The sequence below is a fragment of the Cupriavidus sp. FW216-B1 genome, assembly GCF_058789195.1.
This window is the reverse complement of the sequence record NZ_JBYTEL010000038.1, coordinates 1-21822: the sequence shown is the minus strand read 5'-3', so window position 1 is coordinate 21822 and position 21822 is coordinate 1. Positions and strand designations below refer to the sequence as shown.

The 21822-nt window shown below is 68.4% G+C and carries 22 protein-coding genes, 1 tRNA gene and 1 pseudogene; 9 read left to right on the top strand and 15 right to left on the bottom strand.

The window, feature by feature from the left end; translation table 11 throughout:
* Together AC3WXD_RS34310 and AC3WXD_RS34305 are read left to right on the top strand one after the other, a co-directional pair.
* Positions 1 to 193 (top strand): hypothetical protein (locus AC3WXD_RS34310; RefSeq protein WP_492325649.1); only part of this gene is annotated, 193 nt, incomplete at its 5' end.
* Positions 194 to 437: 244 nt separating this feature from the next.
* Positions 438 to 1130: a class I SAM-dependent methyltransferase gene (locus tag AC3WXD_RS34305; protein WP_492325648.1), complete on the top strand. Its 693-nt coding sequence runs from the start codon at positions 438 to 440 to the stop codon at positions 1128 to 1130.
* 103 nt (positions 1131 to 1233) lie between these two features.
* Here the strand turns inward: AC3WXD_RS34305 and AC3WXD_RS34300 are convergent, their stop codons facing one another.
* The 6 genes from AC3WXD_RS34300 to AC3WXD_RS34275 form a co-directional block, all read right to left on the bottom strand.
* The gene (locus AC3WXD_RS34300; RefSeq protein ID WP_492325647.1) at positions 1234 to 2061 is read right to left on the bottom strand and encodes a Wzz/FepE/Etk N-terminal domain-containing protein; all 828 of its coding nucleotides are present in this window, start codon (positions 2059 to 2061) and stop codon (positions 1234 to 1236) included.
* Between the two features lie 130 nt (positions 2062 to 2191).
* A complete protein-coding gene (locus AC3WXD_RS34295; protein ID WP_492325646.1) occupies positions 2192 to 3301 on the bottom strand; it encodes a glycosyltransferase family 4 protein in 1110 nt (369 codons plus the stop codon).
* The gene (locus AC3WXD_RS34290; protein WP_492325645.1) at positions 3298 to 4554 is read right to left on the bottom strand and encodes a lipopolysaccharide biosynthesis protein; all 1257 of its coding nucleotides are present in this window, start codon (positions 4552 to 4554) and stop codon (positions 3298 to 3300) included. Before AC3WXD_RS34290 ends, AC3WXD_RS34295 begins: the two co-directional genes overlap by 4 nt.
* Entirely contained in the window at positions 4554 to 5684 is a 1131-nt protein-coding gene (locus tag AC3WXD_RS34285) for a glycosyltransferase (RefSeq protein WP_492325650.1), read from the bottom strand. Before AC3WXD_RS34285 ends, AC3WXD_RS34290 begins: the two co-directional genes overlap by 1 nt.
* 35 nt (positions 5685 to 5719) lie before the next feature.
* A complete protein-coding gene (locus AC3WXD_RS34280) occupies positions 5720 to 7036 on the bottom strand; it encodes a sugar transferase (RefSeq protein ID WP_029043859.1) in 1317 nt (438 codons plus the stop codon).
* Positions 7033 to 8196 carry a glycosyltransferase family 4 protein gene (locus AC3WXD_RS34275; RefSeq protein WP_492325644.1) on the bottom strand — a complete coding sequence of 388 codons (1164 nt, stop codon included), beginning with the start codon at positions 8194 to 8196 and terminating at the stop codon, positions 7033 to 7035. Before AC3WXD_RS34275 ends, AC3WXD_RS34280 begins: the two co-directional genes overlap by 4 nt.
* 200 nt (positions 8197 to 8396) lie before the next feature.
* Here AC3WXD_RS34275 and AC3WXD_RS34270 point away from each other — a divergent pair, with 200 nt between their 5' ends.
* The 4 genes from AC3WXD_RS34270 (at position 8397) to AC3WXD_RS34255 (ending at position 13225) form a co-directional block, all read left to right on the top strand.
* Positions 8397 to 9782: a phosphomannomutase/phosphoglucomutase gene (locus tag AC3WXD_RS34270; RefSeq protein ID WP_492325643.1), complete on the top strand. Its 1386-nt coding sequence runs from the start codon at positions 8397 to 8399 to the stop codon at positions 9780 to 9782.
* Positions 9783 to 9786: 4 nt separating this feature from the next.
* Positions 9787 to 10908: a lipopolysaccharide heptosyltransferase I gene (waaC, locus tag AC3WXD_RS34265; RefSeq protein WP_492325642.1), complete on the top strand. Its 1122-nt coding sequence runs from the start codon at positions 9787 to 9789 to the stop codon at positions 10906 to 10908.
* Entirely contained in the window at positions 10908 to 12233 is a 1326-nt protein-coding gene (gene waaA / locus AC3WXD_RS34260; protein WP_492325641.1) for a lipid IV(A) 3-deoxy-D-manno-octulosonic acid transferase, read from the top strand. Before waaC ends, waaA begins: the two co-directional genes overlap by 1 nt.
* 140 nt (positions 12234 to 12373) lie before the next feature.
* On the top strand, positions 12374 to 13225 hold the full coding sequence (locus tag AC3WXD_RS34255; RefSeq protein WP_492325640.1) for an META and DUF4377 domain-containing protein: 852 nt from the start codon (positions 12374 to 12376) through the stop codon (positions 13223 to 13225).
* A gap of 36 nt (positions 13226 to 13261) precedes the next feature.
* Here the strand turns inward: AC3WXD_RS34255 and AC3WXD_RS34250 are convergent, their stop codons facing one another.
* The 4 genes from AC3WXD_RS34250 to AC3WXD_RS34235 form a co-directional block, all read right to left on the bottom strand.
* Positions 13262 to 14764: a TolC family outer membrane protein gene (locus AC3WXD_RS34250; RefSeq protein WP_492325639.1), complete on the bottom strand. Its 1503-nt coding sequence runs from the start codon at positions 14762 to 14764 to the stop codon at positions 13262 to 13264.
* A gap of 130 nt (positions 14765 to 14894) precedes the next feature.
* Positions 14895 to 15218, bottom strand: coding sequence for a rhodanese-like domain-containing protein (locus AC3WXD_RS34245; RefSeq protein WP_492325638.1), 324 nt, complete (start codon positions 15216 to 15218; stop codon positions 14895 to 14897).
* A gap of 14 nt (positions 15219 to 15232) precedes the next feature.
* Positions 15233 to 15886, bottom strand: coding sequence for a protein-L-isoaspartate O-methyltransferase family protein (locus AC3WXD_RS34240; RefSeq protein WP_029043861.1), 654 nt, complete (start codon positions 15884 to 15886; stop codon positions 15233 to 15235).
* Between the two features lie 357 nt (positions 15887 to 16243).
* Positions 16244 to 17047 carry a TetR/AcrR family transcriptional regulator gene (locus AC3WXD_RS34235; RefSeq protein ID WP_020204231.1) on the bottom strand — a complete coding sequence of 268 codons (804 nt, stop codon included), beginning with the start codon at positions 17045 to 17047 and terminating at the stop codon, positions 16244 to 16246.
* Between the two features lie 213 nt (positions 17048 to 17260).
* On the opposite strand from AC3WXD_RS34235, the gene AC3WXD_RS34230 reads away from it, so the two are divergent.
* The 3 genes from AC3WXD_RS34230 (at position 17261) to AC3WXD_RS34220 (ending at position 19139) form a co-directional block, all read left to right on the top strand.
* Positions 17261 to 17572 carry a YkgJ family cysteine cluster protein gene (locus tag AC3WXD_RS34230; RefSeq protein WP_043366938.1) on the top strand — a complete coding sequence of 104 codons (312 nt, stop codon included), beginning with the start codon at positions 17261 to 17263 and terminating at the stop codon, positions 17570 to 17572.
* A complete protein-coding gene (locus tag AC3WXD_RS34225; protein WP_020204233.1) occupies positions 17572 to 18132 on the top strand; it encodes a DUF1439 domain-containing protein in 561 nt (186 codons plus the stop codon). The genes AC3WXD_RS34230 and AC3WXD_RS34225 overlap by 1 nt, the downstream gene beginning before the upstream one ends.
* A gap of 125 nt (positions 18133 to 18257) precedes the next feature.
* Positions 18258 to 19139 (top strand): undecaprenyl-diphosphate phosphatase, encoded by an 882-nt coding sequence (locus tag AC3WXD_RS34220; RefSeq protein WP_020204234.1) that lies wholly within the window; start codon positions 18258 to 18260, stop codon positions 19137 to 19139.
* 113 nt (positions 19140 to 19252) lie between these two features.
* Here AC3WXD_RS34220 and trmB read toward each other — a convergent pair.
* From trmB to AC3WXD_RS34195, 5 genes and pseudogenes are all read right to left on the bottom strand, one after another.
* Positions 19253 to 20115, bottom strand: a pseudogene (gene trmB / locus AC3WXD_RS34215) (tRNA (guanosine(46)-N7)-methyltransferase TrmB).
* Positions 20088 to 20162, bottom strand: a tRNA-Gly gene (locus tag AC3WXD_RS34210). The pseudogene trmB and the gene AC3WXD_RS34210 overlap by 28 nt, the downstream one beginning before the upstream one ends.
* Positions 20163 to 20238: 76 nt before the next feature.
* Positions 20239 to 21279: a tyrosine-type recombinase/integrase gene (locus AC3WXD_RS34205; RefSeq protein ID WP_492325637.1), complete on the bottom strand. Its 1041-nt coding sequence runs from the start codon at positions 21277 to 21279 to the stop codon at positions 20239 to 20241.
* Between the two features lie 7 nt (positions 21280 to 21286).
* Positions 21287 to 21496: a DUF4224 domain-containing protein gene (locus AC3WXD_RS34200; RefSeq protein WP_492325636.1), complete on the bottom strand. Its 210-nt coding sequence runs from the start codon at positions 21494 to 21496 to the stop codon at positions 21287 to 21289.
* Between the two features lie 60 nt (positions 21497 to 21556).
* Positions 21557 to 21682 carry a hypothetical protein gene (locus AC3WXD_RS34195; RefSeq protein ID WP_492325635.1) on the bottom strand — a complete coding sequence of 42 codons (126 nt, stop codon included), beginning with the start codon at positions 21680 to 21682 and terminating at the stop codon, positions 21557 to 21559.
* Positions 21683 to 21822: the final 140 nt, after the last annotated feature.

Genomic DNA, 21822 nt, shown 5'->3' with positions numbered 1-21822 from the left:
GCTTTACCCCGAAGCAGCGGCTGGCCATGGCCGCTTAGTTTCTACTTCTGCCGACTGTGGAAAACGGGGGCATTACCCAGCGGCAGCCATTCTCGGCGTGACTCTTCTTTCCCTCGCACTCTCGCGGGTAGTGGAAAACCGCAGGCTGCTTGTATCGTTGTTCCCCGGCAAACGAACCCAGCCGCAGCGCTAGGCGCATGTTCTGACTACGGAGCCACAAGCATGTGGACGCCAAATGCCAATGTTCGCAAGAAGGCTCATGGCAACGGCGGTCATCTTCATCCGCTGGGTGTTTTTCCTTGCTGACAATGCCAAGCCTTCCACGCATTGTGTCATTCTGGTACGCTCATCCACTGGGTTTGCAGCATGTCTGTTACACAAGACATGATGGTAACTTGGTGGGCCGCCCGCGTGGCTCTCTTCGTATTGGCCTTCGCATGACCGCACTGGAGAATTCCTTAATGGCTGCAAGACAGAACGAAATTTTTTCGAAAGGCGGAGAGGGTGACCGCTATTTCCAGCGCAACCATGCCTTCTACACCGACAAGCGCTCCGCCGAGGAACTAAGCGTTGCTGCGACGTTGTATAGCAAATACATTAAGCAAGATGATCTGGTGCTGGAAGTCGGAAGCTCGTCCGGCGTCAACCTTGCCTCGATCCGCCAAGCGACAGGATGCCGTGGTGTCGGCATCGATCCGTCGGCAGAGGCGATCGCCAAGGGACAGCAACTATTTCCCGAGCTGACGCTGAAGGTTGGGACCGCCGATCGTCTGGATTTTGCAGACCATTCCCTGGACTTCATCCTGTTTGGATTCTGCCTCTACCTGGTTGACCGAGAGCACATCACGCGAGTCGTGGCCGAGGCGGACCGCTGCCTGCGCGATGGTGGCTGGATCGGCATCACGGACTTCATGCCGGACGTGCCGACCGCACGCCCTTACGCGCACCGCGCCGAAATTACCTCATACAAACTGGACTACAGTCGCCTATTCACGGCGTTCCCGCATTTTCAACTGGTGGAGTCGGTCTGCTTCAATCACACTGACAATCGCTATTCCGCGGATCCGCAGGAGCGGCTTTCCGCGCAGATAATCCACAAGCAGATGCGCGGGGGATATCAGCGGATCTAGCCGGCCACTATGTCAAACAAAGCCTTTTGACCATATCAGGTACATATTCCCCGGACATGGACTTCATTTTGTCGGAGCTTGCTTGTCCTTTTCTTCCGGGCACTCACGAACGACGCGCGTTGCGTGCCAGCGCGATCAGGAGACCGGCCATCAGTCCGATGGCTGCGCCTGCTACGGCATACAGCAATTTGCCGGGCGTCGAGGGGCGCTGGGGGGCATAGTATTCTCCCAGCACCCGTGTGGGGTAGGTCCTAAGGTCCGCAAGTCCTTCTTCAAACTGTAATTTTTGCTGCCCGAGGGCCAGGACTCGCGCGCTGACGATGGCAAGGATATTGGTAGTGAACAGGTCCTGCGTAGTGGTCCGGCTCTCGCTCGACTTCAGCGTGGTGTATGTCCGCTGATAGTCCTGTTCCGCCGCGGCAAGCTTCGTCGACGAGTCGGTGAGTTCGGCTTTCATGCGTTCGATCGCGGGCGCATATACCTTCTCATGTTCTGCGGACAGTGCCTTGAATGAGGCATCAAGCGCATGAATGGCTTGTTCCCGAGAGTATCCCGAGACCTGGATGTTGATCAGATCCGGGCTTTTCGCCGGCGATGCCCGCAGCGAATCGAAGAGCAGCGCCGATTCCGCATGATCGGCATCCGGCGTGGGCAGTCCCATGCTCTTGAGCACGCCCAGACGGAAACTCGGCAGGTTATAGCGGTCAGATGCCGTAAGTTGTGCCTCGATAAGTTTGCTGGTATTGCTTCCGCTCGCGCCAGGACTCGTCACCTGGCCGATCTGTACCGTCATCTTCGCAGTCCACTGCGGTGGCTGGAAGAAGGAGTATCCGATCGCGGCAGCAGTGCCAATGACAGTGGTTACCAACAGGAGCTTTGCGGATTTCGCGAAAAACGATTGCAGTGCTTTCGATGAAAGGTTCTCGGGCAAGTTTTCTGGTGTAAACGGCATCGGGGGACAAGCCTAAGAAGCTCTGTACATTTGAGTGGTTGATTGTAACGCGGATCACAACATCGTCCTGTGTTGATGCGCATTCCCTGCTTTTGTTGGTGCAAGCCTGCTAGACGCTGCCGATCCGGGGTGTGCGCCCGACCACGGCAAGCAAGGGCTCCCATCTTGTCGCGATTACGTCAATGTCGAAGGGAGCGGCAAAGTGCCTAGCCTCTCGCGCAAACTTTTCCTGCAATGACAAGTTGTCCATCAATATTGAGAGTTTTTCTGCTAACGATCCAGAATTCTCAAGGCGTGCAACCAACCCGTTCTCTCCATTCCGCACCAGTTCCCTCGGCCCCGTCTCGCAATCCGTCGATACGACAGGCAAACCGAACGCCATCGCCTCCAGCAACACCAGCCCGAAGCCCTCGTAGCGCGAGCTCAGGCAGAAGAGCGCCGCGTTGCGGTAGTGCGATTCCACGTCTGTGCGTGTCCCCGGCATGCTGACCGAGCCGGCAATGTCCAACGCGTGGGTCAGCGATTCGAGCGCGGCACGTTCTTCGCCTTCACCGACGATCTCAAGCCGCCAGTCCGGGTGCCGGGGCGCAACCCATGCCCATGCATTCAGCAGCACGTCGAATCCCTTCGCATGCACCAGCCGGCCCACAGCCAGCACTGTTTTCGAATCGCGGCTGGCCGGCGCCTTGGGAAATGGAAACGGCAGCGGGTTCGGAATGGCTTCGACACGGCAGCGCGGCGCCAGCGCGGTCAGCCACCGCTGCCGGTCGCGCTCCGTCAGCACCACCACCGCATCATCGAACCTCGCCGCCAGCCGCCGCGCAATCCGCCGCGCCGGCTTGCCGAGGTCCTCGTCGAAATGGCAGTGCTCCCAGGCAATCCGGCGCACGTTCAGCCCCAGCGTCGCCGGCAGCGTGAACAAGGTCAGCATGGTGTCGACGTCGATCAGCACGTCGATACCGTGTTGCCTGACAAAGCGCCGGATGCCGGACACCGTGGCCAAGTAAGCCCGCTTGAACGACGGCCGCTGCGCGAACAGCGCGTGGTGCCTGACCGCCGGATGCAGGGCAAAGCAACTGCGCTCGTCCCACAGGCTCAGGATCAGCACCGGATAGCCGCGCTCGGCGAGGGCGTTGGCGATGACCGCGGTCATCCGCTCGGCACCTGCAAAGGCGTTGAGCGTGCCGGTCAGAAAGCAGATCGTCGGCAGCGTCTTCATGAGGATGAGGCGGCGAGCGCGGGGGCTTTCCTGCTGCGCCACCACAGCCACAGCCCGAATGCCACGGCCACGGCATTGCCGGCCGTATAGCCTCCGACCGCGCCCCAGGCGCCGTAGGCGGGCACCGTCACGAGGTCGAAGGCCAGCGTGACGCCGAATACCACGCCCCATTTGATGGCGATCCATTCGGGGCGCCGCAGGTAGACCGGCAGCAGCGTCAGGCCGACGTCGGCGAAGATCAGCGTCGACGAGAGCGCGGCGGCGCGCAGCAGCGATGCGGAGGACGAGAACGCGTGGCCGTACAGCAACTGGACGATCCACGGCGCGCCGATGGCGATCAGGATCGCGCCGCAGAGGCCGATCGCGGTCATGCCGATGGCGATGCGGGCGATGTTGGCGCGCGCGGTGGCGAACTCGGCCTTGCCGTACACGTAGATCGGCGCGACGCCGGCGGCCAGGATGGTGGCCACGACGGTGTAGTTGTCGAGTATCTGCATGCAGGCCGCATACGCGCCGAAGTCGGCCAGCGTCACCGCGGGCTGCAGTACCAGCTGGTCGATCCGGCGCGCGCCCATCATCAGCATGAAGCTGACCCAGAACAGCGCGCCGTTGCGCATGAGTTCGCGGGTGAGCCCGAAGTCGTACCGCAGGGGGCCGCGTTCCGCATGCGTCAGGTAATAGAGGGCCAGCAGGCCGGCGAGGATGACCGCTTCGGCGGCGAAGGCGCCGGCGAAGCCCGGCACGCTGTGCGTGCCCGCGGCGAACAGGGCCGCCACGAGGCCGGCCTTGACGGCCAGCGATGCCAGGCTGAACAGGGTGTTGGGCCGGTTGTTGGTGTGGGCCTGCATCCAGGCCACCACGATGCCGAACGGTTCGCGCAGCAGGATCGCGATGCCGAGCAGCAGCGCCGCGGCCCAGGTTTCGGCGGCGGGCCGCTGCAGCAGCAGGTAGCCGCACATCAGCAGGTAGCCGAGCACGGCGCCGCCGATCCGCAGCGAGAACGCGTGGGCAAGCAGCCGGTGCTGCGCCTGCGGCGACGGCGTGGCGACCAGCCTGGGCACGACGACTTCGCCGCCGCAGATCAGCGCGACCGAGGCGGCGATCAGCACCACGGCCTGCGCGTACTGGAAGTGGGCGAAGCCTTCGGGCCCGAGCGCGCGCGCGAGCATGGCGACGATGCCGATGCCGGCGGTGACCTGGATGCCGCGCTCGGCGAGCATCCAGAACAGGTTGCCTGCAACGCGGCGGCGCATCAGGCGGGCTCCGCGCAACGCGCGCCGCGCGCGGGCGCGAGGCTGGCGTAGCAGTCCAGCCACTGACGGGCGATCGCCTCGATGCCGAAGCGCGCGGCGATGCGCTGGCGGCGCGCGGCCTGGGCTTCGGGCGAGCCGGCGCCGGCCTCGAGCGTGTGGCGCATGGCGGCGGACAGGGCGGCGGCGTCGCCCCGTGGGACGATCTGTCCCGCATCGCCGAGCATGTCGGCGACGCCGGGCGCATCGGTGGAGACGACCGGGCAGCCGCATGCGAGCGCTTCGGCAATGACCAGCGGCATGCCTTCGATGCGCGAGGACAGGACGAACAGATCGGCCGCGCTCAGCAGTTCGGGAATGTCACGCCGCATGCCCAGCAGCGTGGCGCGGCCGGTCAGCCCGAGCCGGTCGATGGCGCTGGCTAGCGCGGCACGTTCGGGGCCGTCGCCAGCGATCGCCAAGTGCGGCGTGCGGTCGGACTTCGCCGCCATGTCGAGGCGGCTGAATGCTTCGAGCAGGAGGTCTTGCGCCTTCTCCGGGACCAGCCTGCCGACATTGAGGACCAGCCTCGCGCCGGGCGCAAGGCCGAGGGCGGCGCGCGTGGCCTGCCGCAGTTCGGGCCGCGGCCGGAAGCGGTCGATGTCGATGCCGTTCGGCACCACGACGATGCGCTCGGGCCGCACCGCGCCGGCATCGATCATGCCCTGGCGCCCGTCGGCGCTGACGTGGGTGGTGAGCGTGGCCCAGCGGTCGGTCAGCCGGTAGGCGAGCATGCGCAGCCGGCCGCCTTCGCGAAAGCTGTGCGCGGTGCAGACCACCGGCGGCGTGCGCGCGATGCGCGTGAGCGCGCGCGCGAACACGTTGGCGTGGACCATGTGCGCATGGATGACGTCGGGCCGCCAGTCCTGCACGAAGCCGCGCAGGCGCCACAGCGCGCGCGCCATCGACCACGGCGTCTTGCGCATGTCCAGGCAGAACTGGGTCGCCGCCTCGGGCACGTCGACCTCGCGGCCGGGCGTGAGGCTGACGACCGCCACCGCATGGCCGAGCGCGATGAACTGCCGTGCCAGCGCGGCCACCTGCTGTTCGGCGCCGCCGAGTTTCAGGCCGGTGCCGAGCAGCAGGATGCGCATCGGCGGGCGGGGCTGGCCGGGATCGCGTGGCTGCTTCACCGCGCGCCATACCCCGTCAACAACGTCCGCAGCGTCTTCACCGCGATCAGCAGGTCCAGCGCGAACGAGCAGTGCTTGACGTAATACAGGTCGTAGCTGAGCTTGGTCACGGTCTCTTCGTGCGTGCCGACGTAGCCCTGCTGCACCTGCGCCCAGCCGGACAGGCCGGGCCGCACGAGATGGCGGTAGGGGTAATAGGCGATGGTGCGGGCGAACTCCTCGACCATCGGCACCTGCTCGGGGCGCGGGCCGATCAGGCTCATGTCGCCGGCCAGCACATTCCACAGTTGCGGGATCTCGTCCAGGCGGTACTTGCGGATGACGCGGCCCACGCGGGTGACGCGCGGATCGCGGCGCGCGGCGAACTGCGCCGGGGCGCCGGCGTCGTATCCCATGCTGCGGAACTTGAGCATGGTGAACGGCTTGCCGAACAGGCCGACGCGGGCCTGGCGGAACAACACCGGGCCCGGCGACTCCAGCCGGATGGCGAGGCCCACGACGAGGCTCACGGGCAGCGCGACGGGCGCCAGGCACAGCACGGCGGCGAGGTCGATCGCGCGCTTGGCGAAGCTGTAGAAGTAGTGGGCGGCGTAGTCGTCGAGGAAGTTCTCGTCGATGTGGGCTAGGCCGACGCGGCCGGTGAGCATTTCGCCGATGCGCTCCACCGAGTACATGCGCACGTGGCTGAGCTTGAATTGGGCCAGCACGCGGGTGCGCTCGGGGTCGGCGGTGGCGTTGCGGTCCAGCATGAGGCCGTCGCAATGCACGGCTTCGTCGAGCGAGCTGATGGCCTGGAAGCGCGTGGGGCTGGCCGGCGCGGCGCCGGGCATGGCGAGGATGCGTTCGAGCTGCGCCAGCGTGGCGGCGTCGGTGTAGCCGAACACCGGCACGTAGTTGCGCACGAAGCGGCGGTAGCCGAACCAGATCCAGCCCAGCGTGGTGAGGTAGCTGAGCAGCAGCGCGCCGCGCGAGTATTCGAGGTGGAACGCGGCGAAGCCGAACAGCAGCGCGGCGAAGGGCAGCGTGGCGGCGAGGCCGACCAGGCTGTTGCCTTCCATCGCCGGCAGGTGCAGCGAGCGGTGCAGCAGCACGAAGGCGGACAGGTAGGGCAGCACCGACCACAGCAGCGTGCGGCTGAACACATGCGTGACCAGCCCGGTGTGGCGGGCGAACTCGGCCAGCGCGGCGTTGAGGCCGAACAGCAGCAGGCCGAACAGCGCCCACACCAGCATGCGGCTGGCGCGGCGAATGGTTTCCGATCCCCGCGAACGGGGTAATTGGGCGGCGCGGCTCACGCTGTGGCTCTTGTTCATGTTCCGCTCGCTTTGCTGCGGGCCGCCGCGCGCGCGGCGGGGCGCCTGCCGGCCAGTGCCTGCTGGTAGACCGCCCAGGTGGCTTCGGCCATCGGCGCGAGGCCGAATTCGCGCGCCCAGCGCGCGCGCGCGGCCTGCCCGAGCGAGGCGCGCAGGCCGGCATCGCCGGCCAGCCGTTGCAGCGCGGCGGCCCAGGCTGCCTCGTCGTTGCCGGGCACCAGCAGGCCGCAGGCGCCGTCTTCGAGCTGCTCGCGGATGCCGGGCAGGTCGCTGGCGGCGACCGGCAGGCCCGCGCGCATGGCTTCCAGCACCGACAGCGGGAAGCCTTCGTGGTCGGAGGCCAGCATGAAGGCCTGGGCCGACGCCAGCAGCGCCGGCACGTCGGCCACCGCGCCGGCGAAGCGGACCCGGCCGGGCGCCACGGTTTCGGCCAGAGTACGCAGGGCATCCAGTTGCGGGCCTTCGCCGGCGATCACCAGTTCGCAATCGGGCAGCGCGGCGTGCGCGAACGCGCGGATCGCCAGGTCGGCGCGCTTGGGCGCGGCCAGGCGCGCCACCATGACGATGCGGCGCAGCGGCGCGTGCGGCGCGGCGCGCGCCGGCGTGTCGGCGATGCCGTTGCGGATCACGCTGATGCGCGACGCGGCGATCGGCAGCGACGCGGCCAGCTCGCGCTCGGCCTGCGCCACGCAGATCAGGCGCGTGGTGAGCGGGGCCAGCAGCCATTCCGCCGCGCGCGCGGCCAGGCGCTGGCGCGCGGGCGCGGCGGCCTTGAAGGCGAAGCCGTGCACGGTATAGACCACCGGCACGCCGAGCAGCCAGCCGGCCACCCGGCCGAGCGCGCCGGCCTTGGCGCTGTGCGTGTGGATCAGGTCGGGCGCGGCGGCGCGCAGCGCGCCCAGCAGTTGCCGGAACGCGGCCAGCGCGCGCAGCGGCGACAGCGCGTTGTCCAGCAGCGGCAGGCGCTCCGTGCGCGCGCCCGCGGCGCGGGCGTGGTCGAGCAGCGGGCCGTTGCCGCCGGCCAGCAGCGTCGGCTCGATCCTGCCGCGCAGGGCCGTCAGCAGGTCGGCGACGTGCGTCTGCGCTCCCCCGATCTCGGAGTTCGTGATCAGGTAGGCAACGCGCGGACGGGAAGCGGGCAGGGAAGGTGGCACGGGCAAGGCACTAGGGGCGGCACGCCGGCAGTGGGCCGGCGCGTCCGCGGCGCCGATTTTTTCCGGCACAGCCGCACGATTATAACTGGCGCGTCATCCGCATTCCGGCAAAATACGGACTTTGGCGCGTTTGCCGCCGGCCCGCGGGCCGGTGCCGCCGCCGCGCACCGCCGGCCATTCAATCGACCACTCTCAGGATGTGACCCATGCAAGCTGATCCTTCCATTTTCAAGGCCTACGACATTCGCGGCATCGTTGGCAAGACCCTGACACGCGACGTGGCGCGCGCGATCGGCTTGTCCTTCGGCTCGGCCGCCGCCGAGCAGGGCGAGCGCGCGGTGGTGGTCGGCCGCGACGGGCGCCTGTCCGGGCCGGATCTGCTGGGCGGTCTGGTCGAGGGGCTGCGCGCCGCGGGCGTGGACGTGATCGACCTGGGCATGGTCGCCACGCCGATGGTCTACTTCGGCACCAACATCGAGCTGGCCGGCCGCCGCGCCGCCTCCGGCATCATGGTCACCGGCAGCCACAACCCGCCCGACTACAACGGCTTCAAGATGGTGCTCGGCGGCAAGGCCATCTACGGCGAACAGATCCAGGCGCTGCGCCAGCGCATCGAAGCCGGCCAGTTCGCCAGCGGGGCCGGCAGCTACGAGCAGGTCGACGTCCGCCAGCAGTACCTCGACCGCATCACCGGCGACGTCAAGCTGGCGCGCCCGATGAAGATCGCGCTGGATGCCGGCAACGGCGTGGCCGGCGCCTTCGTCGGCGACCTGTTCCGCGCGCTCGGCTGCGAGGTCACGGAGCTGTTCTGCGAGGTGGACGGCAATTTCCCCAACCACCATCCCGATCCGGCCCACGTGGAGAACCTGCAGGACCTGATGCGCTGCCTGCGCGAGACCGACTGCGAGCTGGGCCTGGCCTTCGACGGCGACGGCGACCGCCTTGGCGTCGTGACCAAGGACGGGCAGGTGATCTTCCCCGACCGCCAGTTGATGCTGTTCGCCGAGGAGATCCTGGCGCGCAACCCGGGCCAGCAGATCATCTACGACGTCAAGTGCACCGGCAAGCTGGCGCCTTGGATCCGCCAGCATGGCGGCGAACCGCTGATGTGGAAGACCGGCCACTCGCTGGTCAAGGCCAAGCTCAAGGAAACCGGCGCGCCGCTGGCCGGCGAGATGAGCGGCCACGTGTTCTTCAAGGACCGCTGGTACGGCTTCGACGACGGCCTGTACACCGGCGCGCGCCTGCTCGAGATCCTCTCGAAGCACGCCGACCCGAGCGCGGTGCTCAATGCGCTGCCCAACTCCAACTGCACGCCCGAGCTGCAGCTCAAGTGCGCCGAGGGCGAGGCCTTCACGCTGCTCGACCAGATCCGCGCCAACGCGAAGTTCGACGGCGCGCGCGAGGTCATCACCATCGACGGCGTGCGCGTGGAATACGCCGACGGCTTTGGTCTGGCACGCCCGTCCAACACCACGCCGGTGGTGGTGATGCGTTTCGAAGCCGACAGCGATGCCGCGCTGGCCCGCATCCAGGCCGAGTTCAAGCGCGTGATCCTGGCTGAAAAGCCGGACGCGCAACTGCCGTTCTGAGCGGATGTCGCTGACCGCGCCCGCGAAGGGCGGAACGAGCAATGCGGGTGCGACGGGCGCAACGGGCGCGACAGACGCCGCAGGTGCGGTCGGCGAAGCCGCCGCGCCCTACGCGCTGCCCGCAAGGCCGCGCATCCTGGTGGTCAAGGTCTCGTCGCTGGGCGACGTGGTGCACAACATGCCGCTGGTGTATGACCTGCGCGCGCGCTGGCCGGAGTGCGAGATCGACTGGGTGGTCGAAGAAGGCTATGCCGACCTGGTGCGCCTGCTGCCCGAGGTGCGCCGGGTGATTCCGTTCGCGCTGCGGCGCTGGCGCAAGCGCGTCTACCAGGGCGCGGCCTGGCGCGAGATCGGCGCCTTCCGCCGCGCGCTGCGCGAGCAGGCCTACGATGCCGTGATCGAGACCCAGGGCCTGCTCAAGACCGCCGTGGTGGCGCGCGTGGCGCGCCGCCACCCGGGCGCGCCGGTGATCGGGCTGGGCAACGCCACGCAGGGCTCGGGCTACGAGCCGGCCGCGCGGCTGTTCTATACCGACCCGGTGACCGTGCCGCTGCAGACCCATTCGGTGCGGCGCTCGCGCCTGCTCGGCGCGGCGCTGACCGGCATCGCGCCGCCGGGGCCGCCGCGCTTCTTCGGCCCCGGCGCGCGCAGCCTGCATGTCGACGATCCGCTGTGGGCCGCTTTGCCCGCGCGCTACGCGGTGTGCTTCCATGCCACCGCCGGCGCGAAGAAACGCTGGCCGCTGGCAAGCTGGCACGATCTCGGCCGCCGCCTGGCGGACGAGGGGCTGACCGTGCTGCTGCCGTGGGGCAGCGAGGCCGAGCGGCGCGCGGCGCAGGAGATCGCCGCCGGCGTGCCGGGCGCGCAGGTGCTGCCGCGCTTTTCCGTGATGCAGGGGTTCGGGCTCATCAACCGGGCCGAAGTGGTGATCGGCGTCGACACGGGGCTGGTCCATATCGCCGCCGCGCTGTGCCGGCCTACCGTGGAAATCTATACCGCCACGTGGCGCTGGAAGACAGAAGGCTACTGGTCGGACAGCATCGCCAATGTGGGCGACGACGGCGTGGTGCCGACCGTCGACGAGGTGCATGCCGCGGCCCGGCGCGTGCGCGGGGTGGTGGCCTGATGCTGCGTGCCCTCTACAATCTGCTGTGGCTGGTGGCGCTGCCGGTGGCGTTGCTGCGCCTGGTGTGGCGCGCGCGCAAGGAGCCCGGTTACGTGCAGCACGTGGGCGAGCGCCTGGGCGCCTATGGCAAGCTGTCCGCGGCTGGTCCCTGGTTGTGGGTCCACGCCGTGTCCGTCGGCGAGACGCGCGCGGCCCAGCCGCTGATCGAAGCGCTGCTGTCGCAGTATCCGGCTCACCGCCTGCTGCTCACGCACATGACGCCCACGGGCCGCCAGACCGGCGCCCAGTTGTTCGGCGCGCAGCCGCGCGTGACCCAGTGCTACCTGCCCTATGACCTGCCCTGGCTGGTGCGGCGCTTCCTGCGCTACTTCCGGCCGGCGGCGGGCATGCTGATGGAAACCGAGGTCTGGCCCAGCCTGGTGCGCGGCGCGCGCCTGGAGGGCGTGCCGCTGCTGCTGGTCAATGCCCGACTGTCGCCGCGCAGCTACCGGCGCACGGCGCGCTTCGGGCGGGCCGCCACGGCGATGTACCGCGATTTCACCGAAGTGCTGGCGCAGACGCAGGGCGATGCCGAGCGCTTCCGCGCGCTTGGCCTGCCTTCCGTTGCCGTCACCGGCAATCTCAAGTTCGACATGCAGCCGCCCGAAGCCGGCCTGCGGCGCGGCCGCCTGCTGCGCGCGGGGTTTGGCGGGCGCGCCGTGTTCGCCGCCACCAGCACGCGCGACGGCGAGGAGGCGCTGGTGCTGGAAGCGTTCGCACGCTGGCAGGCGCTGGCCGCGGCGGCGCCCGCAGCCGTGCCGCGCCCGGCCTTGCTGCTGGTGCCGCGCCATCCGCAGCGCTTCGACGAGGTCGCGGCGCTGGTGGCGCGCCACGGGTTCTCGCTCCAGCGCCGCAGCGCGCTTGGCGACGCCGCCGGCTGGGAACAGTCGGGTTTGCCGGAGCCGGTCACGGCGGACGTGCTGCTGGGCGACTCGATGGGCGAGATGGCGCAGTATTTCGCCGCCTCCGATATCGCCTTCATCGGTGGCAGCCTGCTGCCGCTGGGTGGCCAGAACCTGATCGAGGCCTGCGCGGCCGGCACGCCGGTGCTGATCGGCCCGCACACCTTCAACTTCGCGCAGGCGACCGAAGACGCCATCGCCGCCGGGGCCTGCCGGCGCGTGGCCGATGCCGACGACCTGATGCGCACGGCTGCGGCGGTGCTAGGCGATGCGCCCGGGCTGGCCGCCATGCGCGATGCCGCGCGCGCGTTCTCGGTGCTCCATCGCGGCGCCACGCAGCGGACCCTGGCCGCGCTGGCGCAGGTGATCCGCGCGGCGCGCTAGCGCAGGGCGCGGCATGTAGGCCGATGCCCGATGGGCCGCCGCCGCGCGCTTCGCTACACTGTTTGGCGTGAGGGCCGCTCCCGCGGCCCGCCGCAGGGCGGCGCGGGCAGGCCGCACGCCCCCGGAACAGGAGCTACCAGATGCAGAGTCCGCGGAATACCCGCCATCGTCACGTCCGCATGCCGGCCATGCGGGCAGCGCGCGCCGCCTTGGCCTTGCTGCTCGCCGCCGCCCTGGGCGCCTGCGCCACCGGCGCCGCGTCCGATTCGCCCGGCGCCGGCGCCAGCCTCAACCAGGCGCAGAGCGGCGGCCCCGGCCGCTGGGAACTGGTGCGCTGGCAGCAGCCGGACGGCACGCTCAGGCCGGTTCCGCATGGCGACAACGGCCAGCCCATCATCTTCGAATTCAACCGCGGCATCGATGCCGCGCAAGGCACGGTGAGCGGCTACAGCGGCTGCAACCGCTTCACCGGCGGCTACGGCAAGACCGGGTCCGGCATGCGCTTCGACCGCCTGGCCGGCACGCGCATGGCCTGCATGCCGCCGCGGGGCGAGCTTGAAGCCGCGCTGCTCAAGGCCATGCAGTCGCCGTTCACCACCGTGGGCACGCAGCCGTCGGCGGGATCGACGGGGCGCCAGATCGTCTGGAAGACCGCCGACGGCGACCTGCTGCAGTTCGTCGAGCGCGAAGGGGTAGGCCGGCGCGGCGCCAGGGTCGACGCGCAGCAGGCGGGCGGCGTGGAAAAGACCGTCTACGTGGACTCGCAGCGCGTGGCGTGCAGCGGCATGGGCCGGCAGACCTGCTATCGCGTGAGGGAGAATCCGGACGGGCCCTGGTCGCTCTGGTACGGGCCGATCGAGGGGCTCGATTTCGAGCCGGGCGTGGCATACACGCTGCGCGTGCGGGAGACGCGGGTGGAGAACCCGCCCGCGGACGCTTCATCGATCCGCTGGCAACTGCTGGGCGTGGAGGCGCGCACGCGGGCGAATTGAGCTTGGGAGATGGACGCCCCTCGCGGCGTCAGATGTTCAGCTACGCGGCGCCTGCGCGCCCGCAATGGCTTCCCGCCGCGACGCGGGCCGCCGGCCGGCCGGTGCGCTCGCTGGCGCCGCCGTGCCCAGCTTTGCCCTCTCCGGCAACTTGTACATGGACCCCGGCACCGAAGTCAGCAGCGTATTGATCTGCACCACGTCGTCCTCGGCCAGCGCGCCGGTGGCCGCCTTCAGGCGCAGGCCGTTCATGATGGTGTCGTAGCGCGCCTTGGCCAGGTCGCGGCGGGTGGAGTACAACTGCGCTTCGGCGTTCAGCACGTCGATGTTGATGCGCACGCCCACCTCGTAGCCGAGCTGGTTGGATTCCACCGCGCTTTGCGCCGAGTGCTCGGCGGCTTCGAGCGCCTTGACCTGGGCCAGGCCGTTGGACACGCCGGAGTAGCTCTGGCGCGCGCTCTGGGCGGCGGTGCGGCGCGCGAACTCGAGGTCGCTGGCGGCCTTGTCGGCCAGCGCGATGGTTTCGCGCACGCGCGACTGGATCTGGCCGCCGCTGTAGATCGGCACGTTGAGCTGCACGCCGATCTGGCCGCTGTTGTAGCGGCTGGCGACGTTGACGGTCTGCGTGGTGGTGCCGGTGGCGTTGTTGAAGCCGTAGGAGGCGACCAGGTCGACCGTGGGCAGGTGGCCGGCGCGCGCCTTGTTGTATTCGCGCTGGGCCGTGTCGAGGTTGTAGCGGGCCAGGCCGACCTGCGGGTTGGTGTTCTCGGCCTGGCTGGCCCAGGTGTTCACGTCGGCCGGCATCGGGCCCGGCAGTTCGGCGGCGGGGCGCAGGCCGAGCAGTTCGTCGACGGGCTTGCCGGTGATCTGCTGCAGGTTGGCGCGCTTGATCTCGAGGTCGCTCTGCGCCGCGATCTCGGTGGAGATGGCGAGGTCGTAGCGGGCCTGGGCGTCGTTGGCGTCGGTGATGGTGGCGGTGCCGACCTCGAAATTGCGCTTGGCCTGCGCCAGCTGCTCGGCAATGGCCTTTTTCTGCGCGCCGGCCAGGTAGAGGTTGTCCTGCGAGGCCAGCACGTCGAAGTAGGCCTGCGAGGTGCGCGTGATGAGGTCGAGCTGCGCCTGGCTGAAGCTGACCTCGCCGGCCAGCGCGGCGAGTTCGCCCTGCTTGTAGGTTTCCCAGCGGTCCCAGCGGAACAGCGGCTGGGTCAGTTGCAGCGCCCAGTTGTTGCCGTTGAGGAAGCGGTCGCCGACGACCGGCGCGGACTGGTCGACCTTGGTGCGCGAGGCGCCCACCGCGCCGGCGATCTGCGGCAGCAGGCCGGCGCGCCCTTGCGGCAGCTTTTCCTGGCTGGCGGCGAGCTGCGCGCGCGCGCTGGCGAACTGCGCGTCGTTGGCCTGGGCATCGCGGTAGACCTGGAGCAGGTCGTCGGCGCCATGCGCGGCCGGCAGGTACAGCAGCGCGAGCAGCGGGGCCGCCAGTGCCAGGCGCGTCGCGGGCAGGCTACGCGCGGGGAACAGCGCAAACCTCAGCGCAAACCTCATGACATCTCCAGTCGGCCGGCCGGCGGGCGCGGCTTGCGTTTGCATCGATCAGCGTTCAAGGGGAGCGGCGCCGCCAGCCTGCCGGCGCCGCGATAAAGGACCAAAAAGGACGAAAGCGACTGCTGCGCGGTCAGTACTTCGGCATGGCCGGGTCTACCTGGCTGGCCCAGGCATCGATGCCGCCGCTCAGGTTGTAGACCTTGCCGAAGCCTTGCCGCTCGAGGAAGCCGGCCACCTGCATGCTGCGCATGCCGTGGTGGCAGATGCAGACGATGTCGGCGTCCTCGTCGAGCTCGGCGGCGCGCGCCGGGATCTGGCCCATCGGGATATGGGTGATGCCGGGCATGGCGCAGGTCTGCACCTCCCAGCCTTCCCGCACGTCGAGCAGCACCGGCGCCGGGCGGCTGGCGTCGGCCAGCCACTGCGCGAGTTCGGGAGCGTTGATGACCTGCATGTGGCCTGTCCCGTTCAGAAGTGGAAGCGCGACGGCTGCTCGGCGCCGGTCAGCGGCGCGACCACGGTCTCGAACAGGTTGACGGTCTTGTATTCGGTCTCGCTCACGCGCGTGATGATCTGCGCTTCCATCGCGGGCTGCGTGCCGACGAAGGCGGCGATGCGCCCGCCGACCTTGACCTGCGACAGGATCGAGGCCGGCACCGAGGGCAGGGCGCCGGAGATGCAGATCACGTCGTAAGGCGCGCCCGCGGCCCAGCCGGCGGCGGCATTGCCTTCGGCCACGTCGACGTTGGTCACGCCGGCGTCGGCGAGGTTCTTGCGGGCCAGCGCGGCCAGCTCCGGCAGGATGTCCACGGTCAGCACGTGGCGCGCGCGGTGGGCCAGCAGGGCGGCCATGTAGCCGGAGCCGGCGCCGATCTCGAGCACCTGCTCGTGCTTGCGCACGGCGAGTTCCTGCAGGATGCGGGCCTCGACGCGCGGCGCCAGCATGTTCTGGCCGCCCGGCAGGGGGATTTCCATGTCGACGAAGGCCAGCGCGGCATACGCCTGCGGCACGAATTGTTCCCGCTTGACCACGGCCAGCAGGTCCAGAATTTCCTGGTCCAGCACATCCCACGGGCGGATTTGCTGTTCGATCATATTGAATCGGGCTTTCTCGAGATCCATCTTGCCATTCCTTCCAGTGCCAACCGCTAGTTCAGTTCTGAGTCCGGCCGCGCGGTGCAAAGGGCCGGGGAAATCCATTCAAACCTGGGATTTTAACCCCTCGCCAAGGCAGTTGCGCGACGCGCATGGGCCGATTTGTGGCTCGCATGCCGCAATCCGGCCATCCCGTCGCCGCGGCAGCGCTCTCGTGCCGGCCGTGCGCCTGGCCGTCCGCGCCGGTATCCGGTGGCGCCGATGCGCGCGATGTCCTGGCCGGCGCGCATCGCCTCGCCCGCGCGCGCACCAGCGCCCGCCGCATCTCGCCCGAGACCTTGTCCTCGCCCTTGTGCGAAGCCCGGCTGTGCTTCCCGCACCGGATCATTCGGTCTCCGGCGGCCGCGCCGGCGGGGCCGCCGCGTCCTGCTGCGTCTGGGTCCGCTCCAGTGCTGCGCGTTGTTCCTGCTGTTCCTGCAGCATCAATTCCCAGACGTAGGGCCCGACCTTGGGCGGCAGCGGCGTATCGCGCGCCGCGCCCGTGGTCAGGCCGAACAGCAGCATCTGCAGCAGGTTGTCGATGAACGCCTCGGGATCGATCTCGAGGTTCGAGAACGTCCCGAACCCGCGCTGCCACAGCATCAGGAACATCAGCGGCGCGCAGATCAGCGAGCTGGTGGGGTTGGCCGGCACGGCGCGCAACTCGCCGCGCGCCGTGCCGCGCGCCAGCACGCGGGCGAACAGCTCGTCTCCCGGCACCGTCACTTCCTCGTGGTAGAAGCGGGCGATGTCGGGGAAGTGATTCGCCTCGGCCATGATGAGCTTGGTCAGCCCCGCCACCGGCGTGGCGCCGATCAGGCCCCACCAGCCGCGCAGCAGTTCGCGCAGCAGCTCGGCGGTGCTGCCCTCGAAGCGCTCCACCAGGTCGACCCCGCGGGCCAGCGCGGGCCCCAGGTTCTCCCGCACCACCGTCTTGAACAGCTCTTCCTTGTTGGCAAAGTACAGATACACCGTGCCCTTGGACACGCCCGCCGCCGCCGCGACATCTTCCAGACGGGTGGCGGCGTAGCCGCGTTCGACAAACAGCTCGAGCGCCGCGGCCACCAGTTCCTGCGGGCGCGCGGCCTTGCGGCGGGCCCAGCGCTTGGGGTTCGCCGCGGCTTGATTCTGGTCTGGGGACTTGTTCACTTGGGGCGCGGCGCGCCTGGGCCGGCGCGTTCTTGGCGAGACATGTCGATAAATAACCCTTGGGTCAGTAATGTAGTGGAGCGGAGGGGAGGCGGTCAAGCCGGCATGCGCGCCATCGCCACCCCGTCTGAGGGGTGCCGCGGCGCGGTGCGACGCAACAGGCTTGGGGCACAATACGGCCTGCCGGATCCGCTCCGTGCCCGAACCTTTGCCATGTCCGCCCAGCCCGAACTCTCCTGCCGCCCCGATTGCGGCGCTTGCTGCACCGCGCCGTCGATCACGTCGCCTATCCCCGGCATGCCGCACGGCAAGCCGGCCGGCGTGCCGTGCGTGCAACTGCTGCCGGACCGCCGCTGCGCGATCTTCGGGCAGCCTTCGCGGCCGGCGTTCTGCGCGGGGCTCAGGCCCGCCGCCGACATGTGCGGCACCTCGCGCGGGCAGGCGCTGGCATGGCTGGCGCGCCTGGAAGCTGCCACGGCGCCCGCGCCGGACGCCGCGGTCCGCCGAATGCAAGGAAACCAATGATGGTCACGATGACTCGCCGGCGCTGGCTGGCAGCAACCGGCACCGCCGCGCTCGCCGCCGCGATGGCGGGCTGCGCCATGTTCGGCAACGACTACACCTTCTCGCAAAGCCAGTTGCAGGCCGCGCTGGAGCGCAAGTTTCCGTTCAACAAGCGCTACATGGAGCTGTTCGACATCCAGCTCGCCAACCCGCGCCTCACGCTCGACGCCGAGCGCAACCGCGTGAACGTGCAGTTCGACGCCACCATCGACAACCGCCTGTTCTTCAGCCAGCCGCTGGCCGGCCGCTTCGCGCTCGACAGCGGCTTGCGCTACGACGCGCCCAGCCGCTCGCTGGTGCTGCAGGACCCGCAGGTGCAGCAGTTCGACGTCAGCGGCCTGCCGCAGCAGTTCACGCGCCAGCTCAACGCGCTGGGCGGCATCCTGGCCGAGCAGTTGCTGCAGGGCTATCCGCTCTATACCTTCCGCCCCGACCAGTTGCGCCTTGCCGGCAGCAGTGTCGAGCCCGGTACAATCACCGTCTTGCCGGACGGGATCAACGTCAAGATCAACCGCCCGTGAGCGTCGCGCGCGGCTGACCGCGGGCGCGTCCGCGGCGTCTTCATGGCGCGGCGGTTTTCCCCTGGCGGCCTTTCGACGATTCTCCGGTTTCTTTCCTTTTCATTCCTTCGCCCCAACCAACCAGCATGGATATTGCGCTCGCCCTGAAAGCCGTGATCCTCGGCATCGTCGAAGGACTGACCGAGTTCCTGCCCATCTCCAGCACCGGCCACCTGATCCTGGCCGGCCAGCTGCTCGACTTCAACGACGAGAAAGGCAAGATCTTCGAAATCGTGATCCAGTTCGGCGCCATCCTCGCCGTGTGCTGGGAATTCCGCCACCGCATCACCAGCGTGGTGGGCGGGCTGGCCAGCGACGAGAAGGCGCGCCGCTTCGCCGTCAACGTGATCGTCGCCACGGTGCCGGCGATCGTGCTGGCGCTGGTGTTCGGCAAATGGATCAAGGCCCATCTGTTCAACCCGGTCACCGTGGCCACCGCCTTCATCGTCGGCGGCGTGGTGATCCTGTGGGCCGAATGGCGCGAGGCGCATCGCGGCCGCGTCTCGCACCCGGCCGGCAACGCGCTGCTGGAAGCCGCCAAGGCCGGCGCGCCGCGCATCGAGTCGGTGGACGACCTCAACTGGCGCGACGCCGTCAAGGTCGGCCTGGCGCAATGCTTCGCGCTGATCCCGGGCACCTCGCGCTCCGGCGCCACCATCATCGGCGGCATGCTGTTCGGGCTGTCGCGCCAGGTGGCGACCGAGTTCTCGTTCTTCCTGGCGATCCCGGTGATCTTCGGCGCCACCGTCTACGAGCTGTACAAGGCCCGCGCGCTGCTGTCCGCCGACGATCTCGGCGTGTTCGCGGTCGGCTTCGTGTTCGCGTTCCTGTCGGCCTTCCTGTGCGTGCGCTGGCTGCTGCGCTTCGTCGCCACCCACGACTTCAAGCCGTTCGCGTGGTACCGCATCGTGTTCGGCGTGATCGTGCTGATCACCGCCTACACGGGGATGATCGCCTGGCACGCCTGAAGCGGGCGGTCGGCGCGAGCGCAAAAAAAAGCGTGGCTGCAAGTAGCCACGCTTTTTTCATTGGCTCGACGCCAGGCCCATTTCAGGCCCGCTAGGCCTGTTCTAGGCCTGTTCTAGGCCCGCTTGCGGAACACGACATCCCACACCCCGTGCCCGAGCCGCACGCCGCGGCGCTCGAACTTGGTGACGGGGCGATAGTCCGGCCGCGGCGCGAAGCCGCCCGGCGCATCCGAGGTGTTTTCCAGCGCCGGCTCGCCCGACAGCACTTCCACCATCTGGTGGGCGTACTCCTCCCAGTCCGTCGCGCAATGCAGGTAGCCGCCCGGCTTGAGCCGGCTCGCCAGCAGCTTCACCAGCGGCGGTTGCACCAGGCGGCGCTTGTTGTGGCGCTTCTTGTGCCAGGGATCGGGGAAGAAGATGTGCACGCCGTCCAGGCAGCCGTCGGTCAGCATGTGCGCGATGACCTCGACCGCATCGTGCGGCATGATCCGCACATTCTCGATGCCGCGCTCGCCGATCAGCTTGAGCAGCGCGCCCACGCCCGGCTCGTGCACCTCGCAGCCCAGGAAGTTGTCCTGCGGGCGCAGCTGCGCGATATGCGCGGTGGTCTCGCCCATGCCGAAGCCGATCTCCAGGATCGCCGGCGCGGCGCGGCCGAACGTGGCTTCCCAGTCCAGCGGCTGCGGCGCGTAGGGCAGGATGAAACGCGGGCCCAGGTCGTCGATGGCGCGCTGCTGCCCGGTGGAAGTCCGCCCCGCGCGGCGCACGAACGAGCGGATGCGGCGCGGATGCGCCACGGCGGCGGCCTGGTCGGGCGCGTTGCCGGCATCGTCGGCCGGCGTCGGGTCGGAACTGGGGTCTTGGGGAAGCATGGCAACAAAAAAGCCGCCGGGCGAAGCCTGGTCGGTCGATGACCAGGTGGCGAAGGCGGCTCGTCTCAATTCGAGGTGGAGCGGGCGATGGGAATCGAACCCACGTCTTTAGCTTGGGAAGCTAAGGTAATGGCCATTATACGACGCCCGCTAAGGCATGACAGGCGCGGATTCTAGCATAATTCCAGAGCCGCCAAATTTCCGCAATCGGTATCTGGTTCCGCAATTCACTTTGTTGGCGCTACGCGCTTGCCGCGCCGGAGGTAGTGCCGCTTCGTCGTGCGCACGTCCGCGTGGCCCAGCAAGTCACTTGCTGCGATGTCGCCTTTCTCGTCCGAAGTGTCGTCTGCAGCTTTGGCGCGGAGATCATACACCCAGAAATTGGCCAGGCGTTCTGCTTGATCGGGGTGTGCCTTTGCAGCCTCGCGCTTGGCAATCGCGAACTGTGACCGGAGCGTGGGTTGGCTGAGTTTCAAGCCGCGCTCATTGACCAGCAGGTAGATGGCGCTGACGTCGAGCCCGGCCTTGCGCACCTTGATGCGGTCCAGCAGCGCCTTGAGCTCGCCGACGATGGCAATGCGGAGCGTGGTCTTGGTCTTGGACTGCTTGATGACCAGGTGACCTTCCTGGATGTTCTGCTCGGCCAGCTTGAGTGCATCGCCTGGGCGCTGGCCGGTCAGGTAAATCAGGTCCAGCGCGTCTCGAAGAGGCGGTGATGCGTGGGCATAGACCAGCCGGTAGAGGTCGTCGCCGACATAGACATCGCGCTTGTCGAGAGAGTGGCCCTTGATGCCGTCCGCAGGGTTCGGCAGCGCCGTGTAACCCCACTCGCGCGCCTTGTTCCAGATGTGGGAAAAGAGGCGCTTGCACCGGTTGGCCGTGGTCGGTATGTCCTTGTGTTTCTTAAGAAACATATGCAGGTTCGTCGGCTGGATGGCCTCCAGCGGGGCGGGCGGGTCGCTGAAGAAGGCGAACAGGTGCTTGATGTCCGAGAACTGCACCGACTGCGTGCTTTTGGCCTTCGTCGGGATCTCTTCCACCTCGTACCGCTTCGCCACGTCCGAGAACAGGATGCTTGCCGCCGTGTTGCGCGCATTGATATGCAGCTCGGCATACTTCTTGATGGCCAGGATGAAGTCCGAGCCGAGCGGGATCTCCTTGCGCGGCCGTCCGCCCTTGTCATAGAAGTAGTAGGTCTTGCCGTTGCGGCGCCGGCGCGCCCGCATGTTCAGCGGCAGATTCAGATTCGTGCTTGGCTTGCGTCCCATATCGCCCTCACGCAGGGATCACGCGCGGCATCCAGCCGCGCTTCTCGGGCTCCGGCTTCGTCTTGCCGCCCTCGACGACGGATCGCACCACCACCGCGCGCCCGGCCGCGTTCACATAGAACGGCACGCCCATCTTCTTGAGCTGCTCGATCTGCTTGCGCTTCCACTTGCAACCAGTCAGCGCTGCCAGCTCATCGTCACTCAGGAACGTTTCCATCCTTCCCTCCAATACCCCAGGCACGCCGGGTCGTTTCAATCATACGTGCTGCTGCTTCGGTCATGCGTCTTGCTCTTCCTCACACCATTCGCATTCGTGACGAGGCCAGATGCCGTGTCGGCACGGCTCAGCCTCGTCGTCGTAGCCCTTCTGAGGCTCTTCGCCCCATTCATCGCTGATCGTCATGACAGATCCCCTTCCGCCTGACGCATCGCTGCCGTGAGCGCCGCCATCTCGTCGTGCGAGCCGCCGCGGTCCGGGTGCGCCGACTGCGCGCGCCGGCGGTACGCCGCGCGGACGGCCGCCAGATCCTGCTCGCCGGCCGG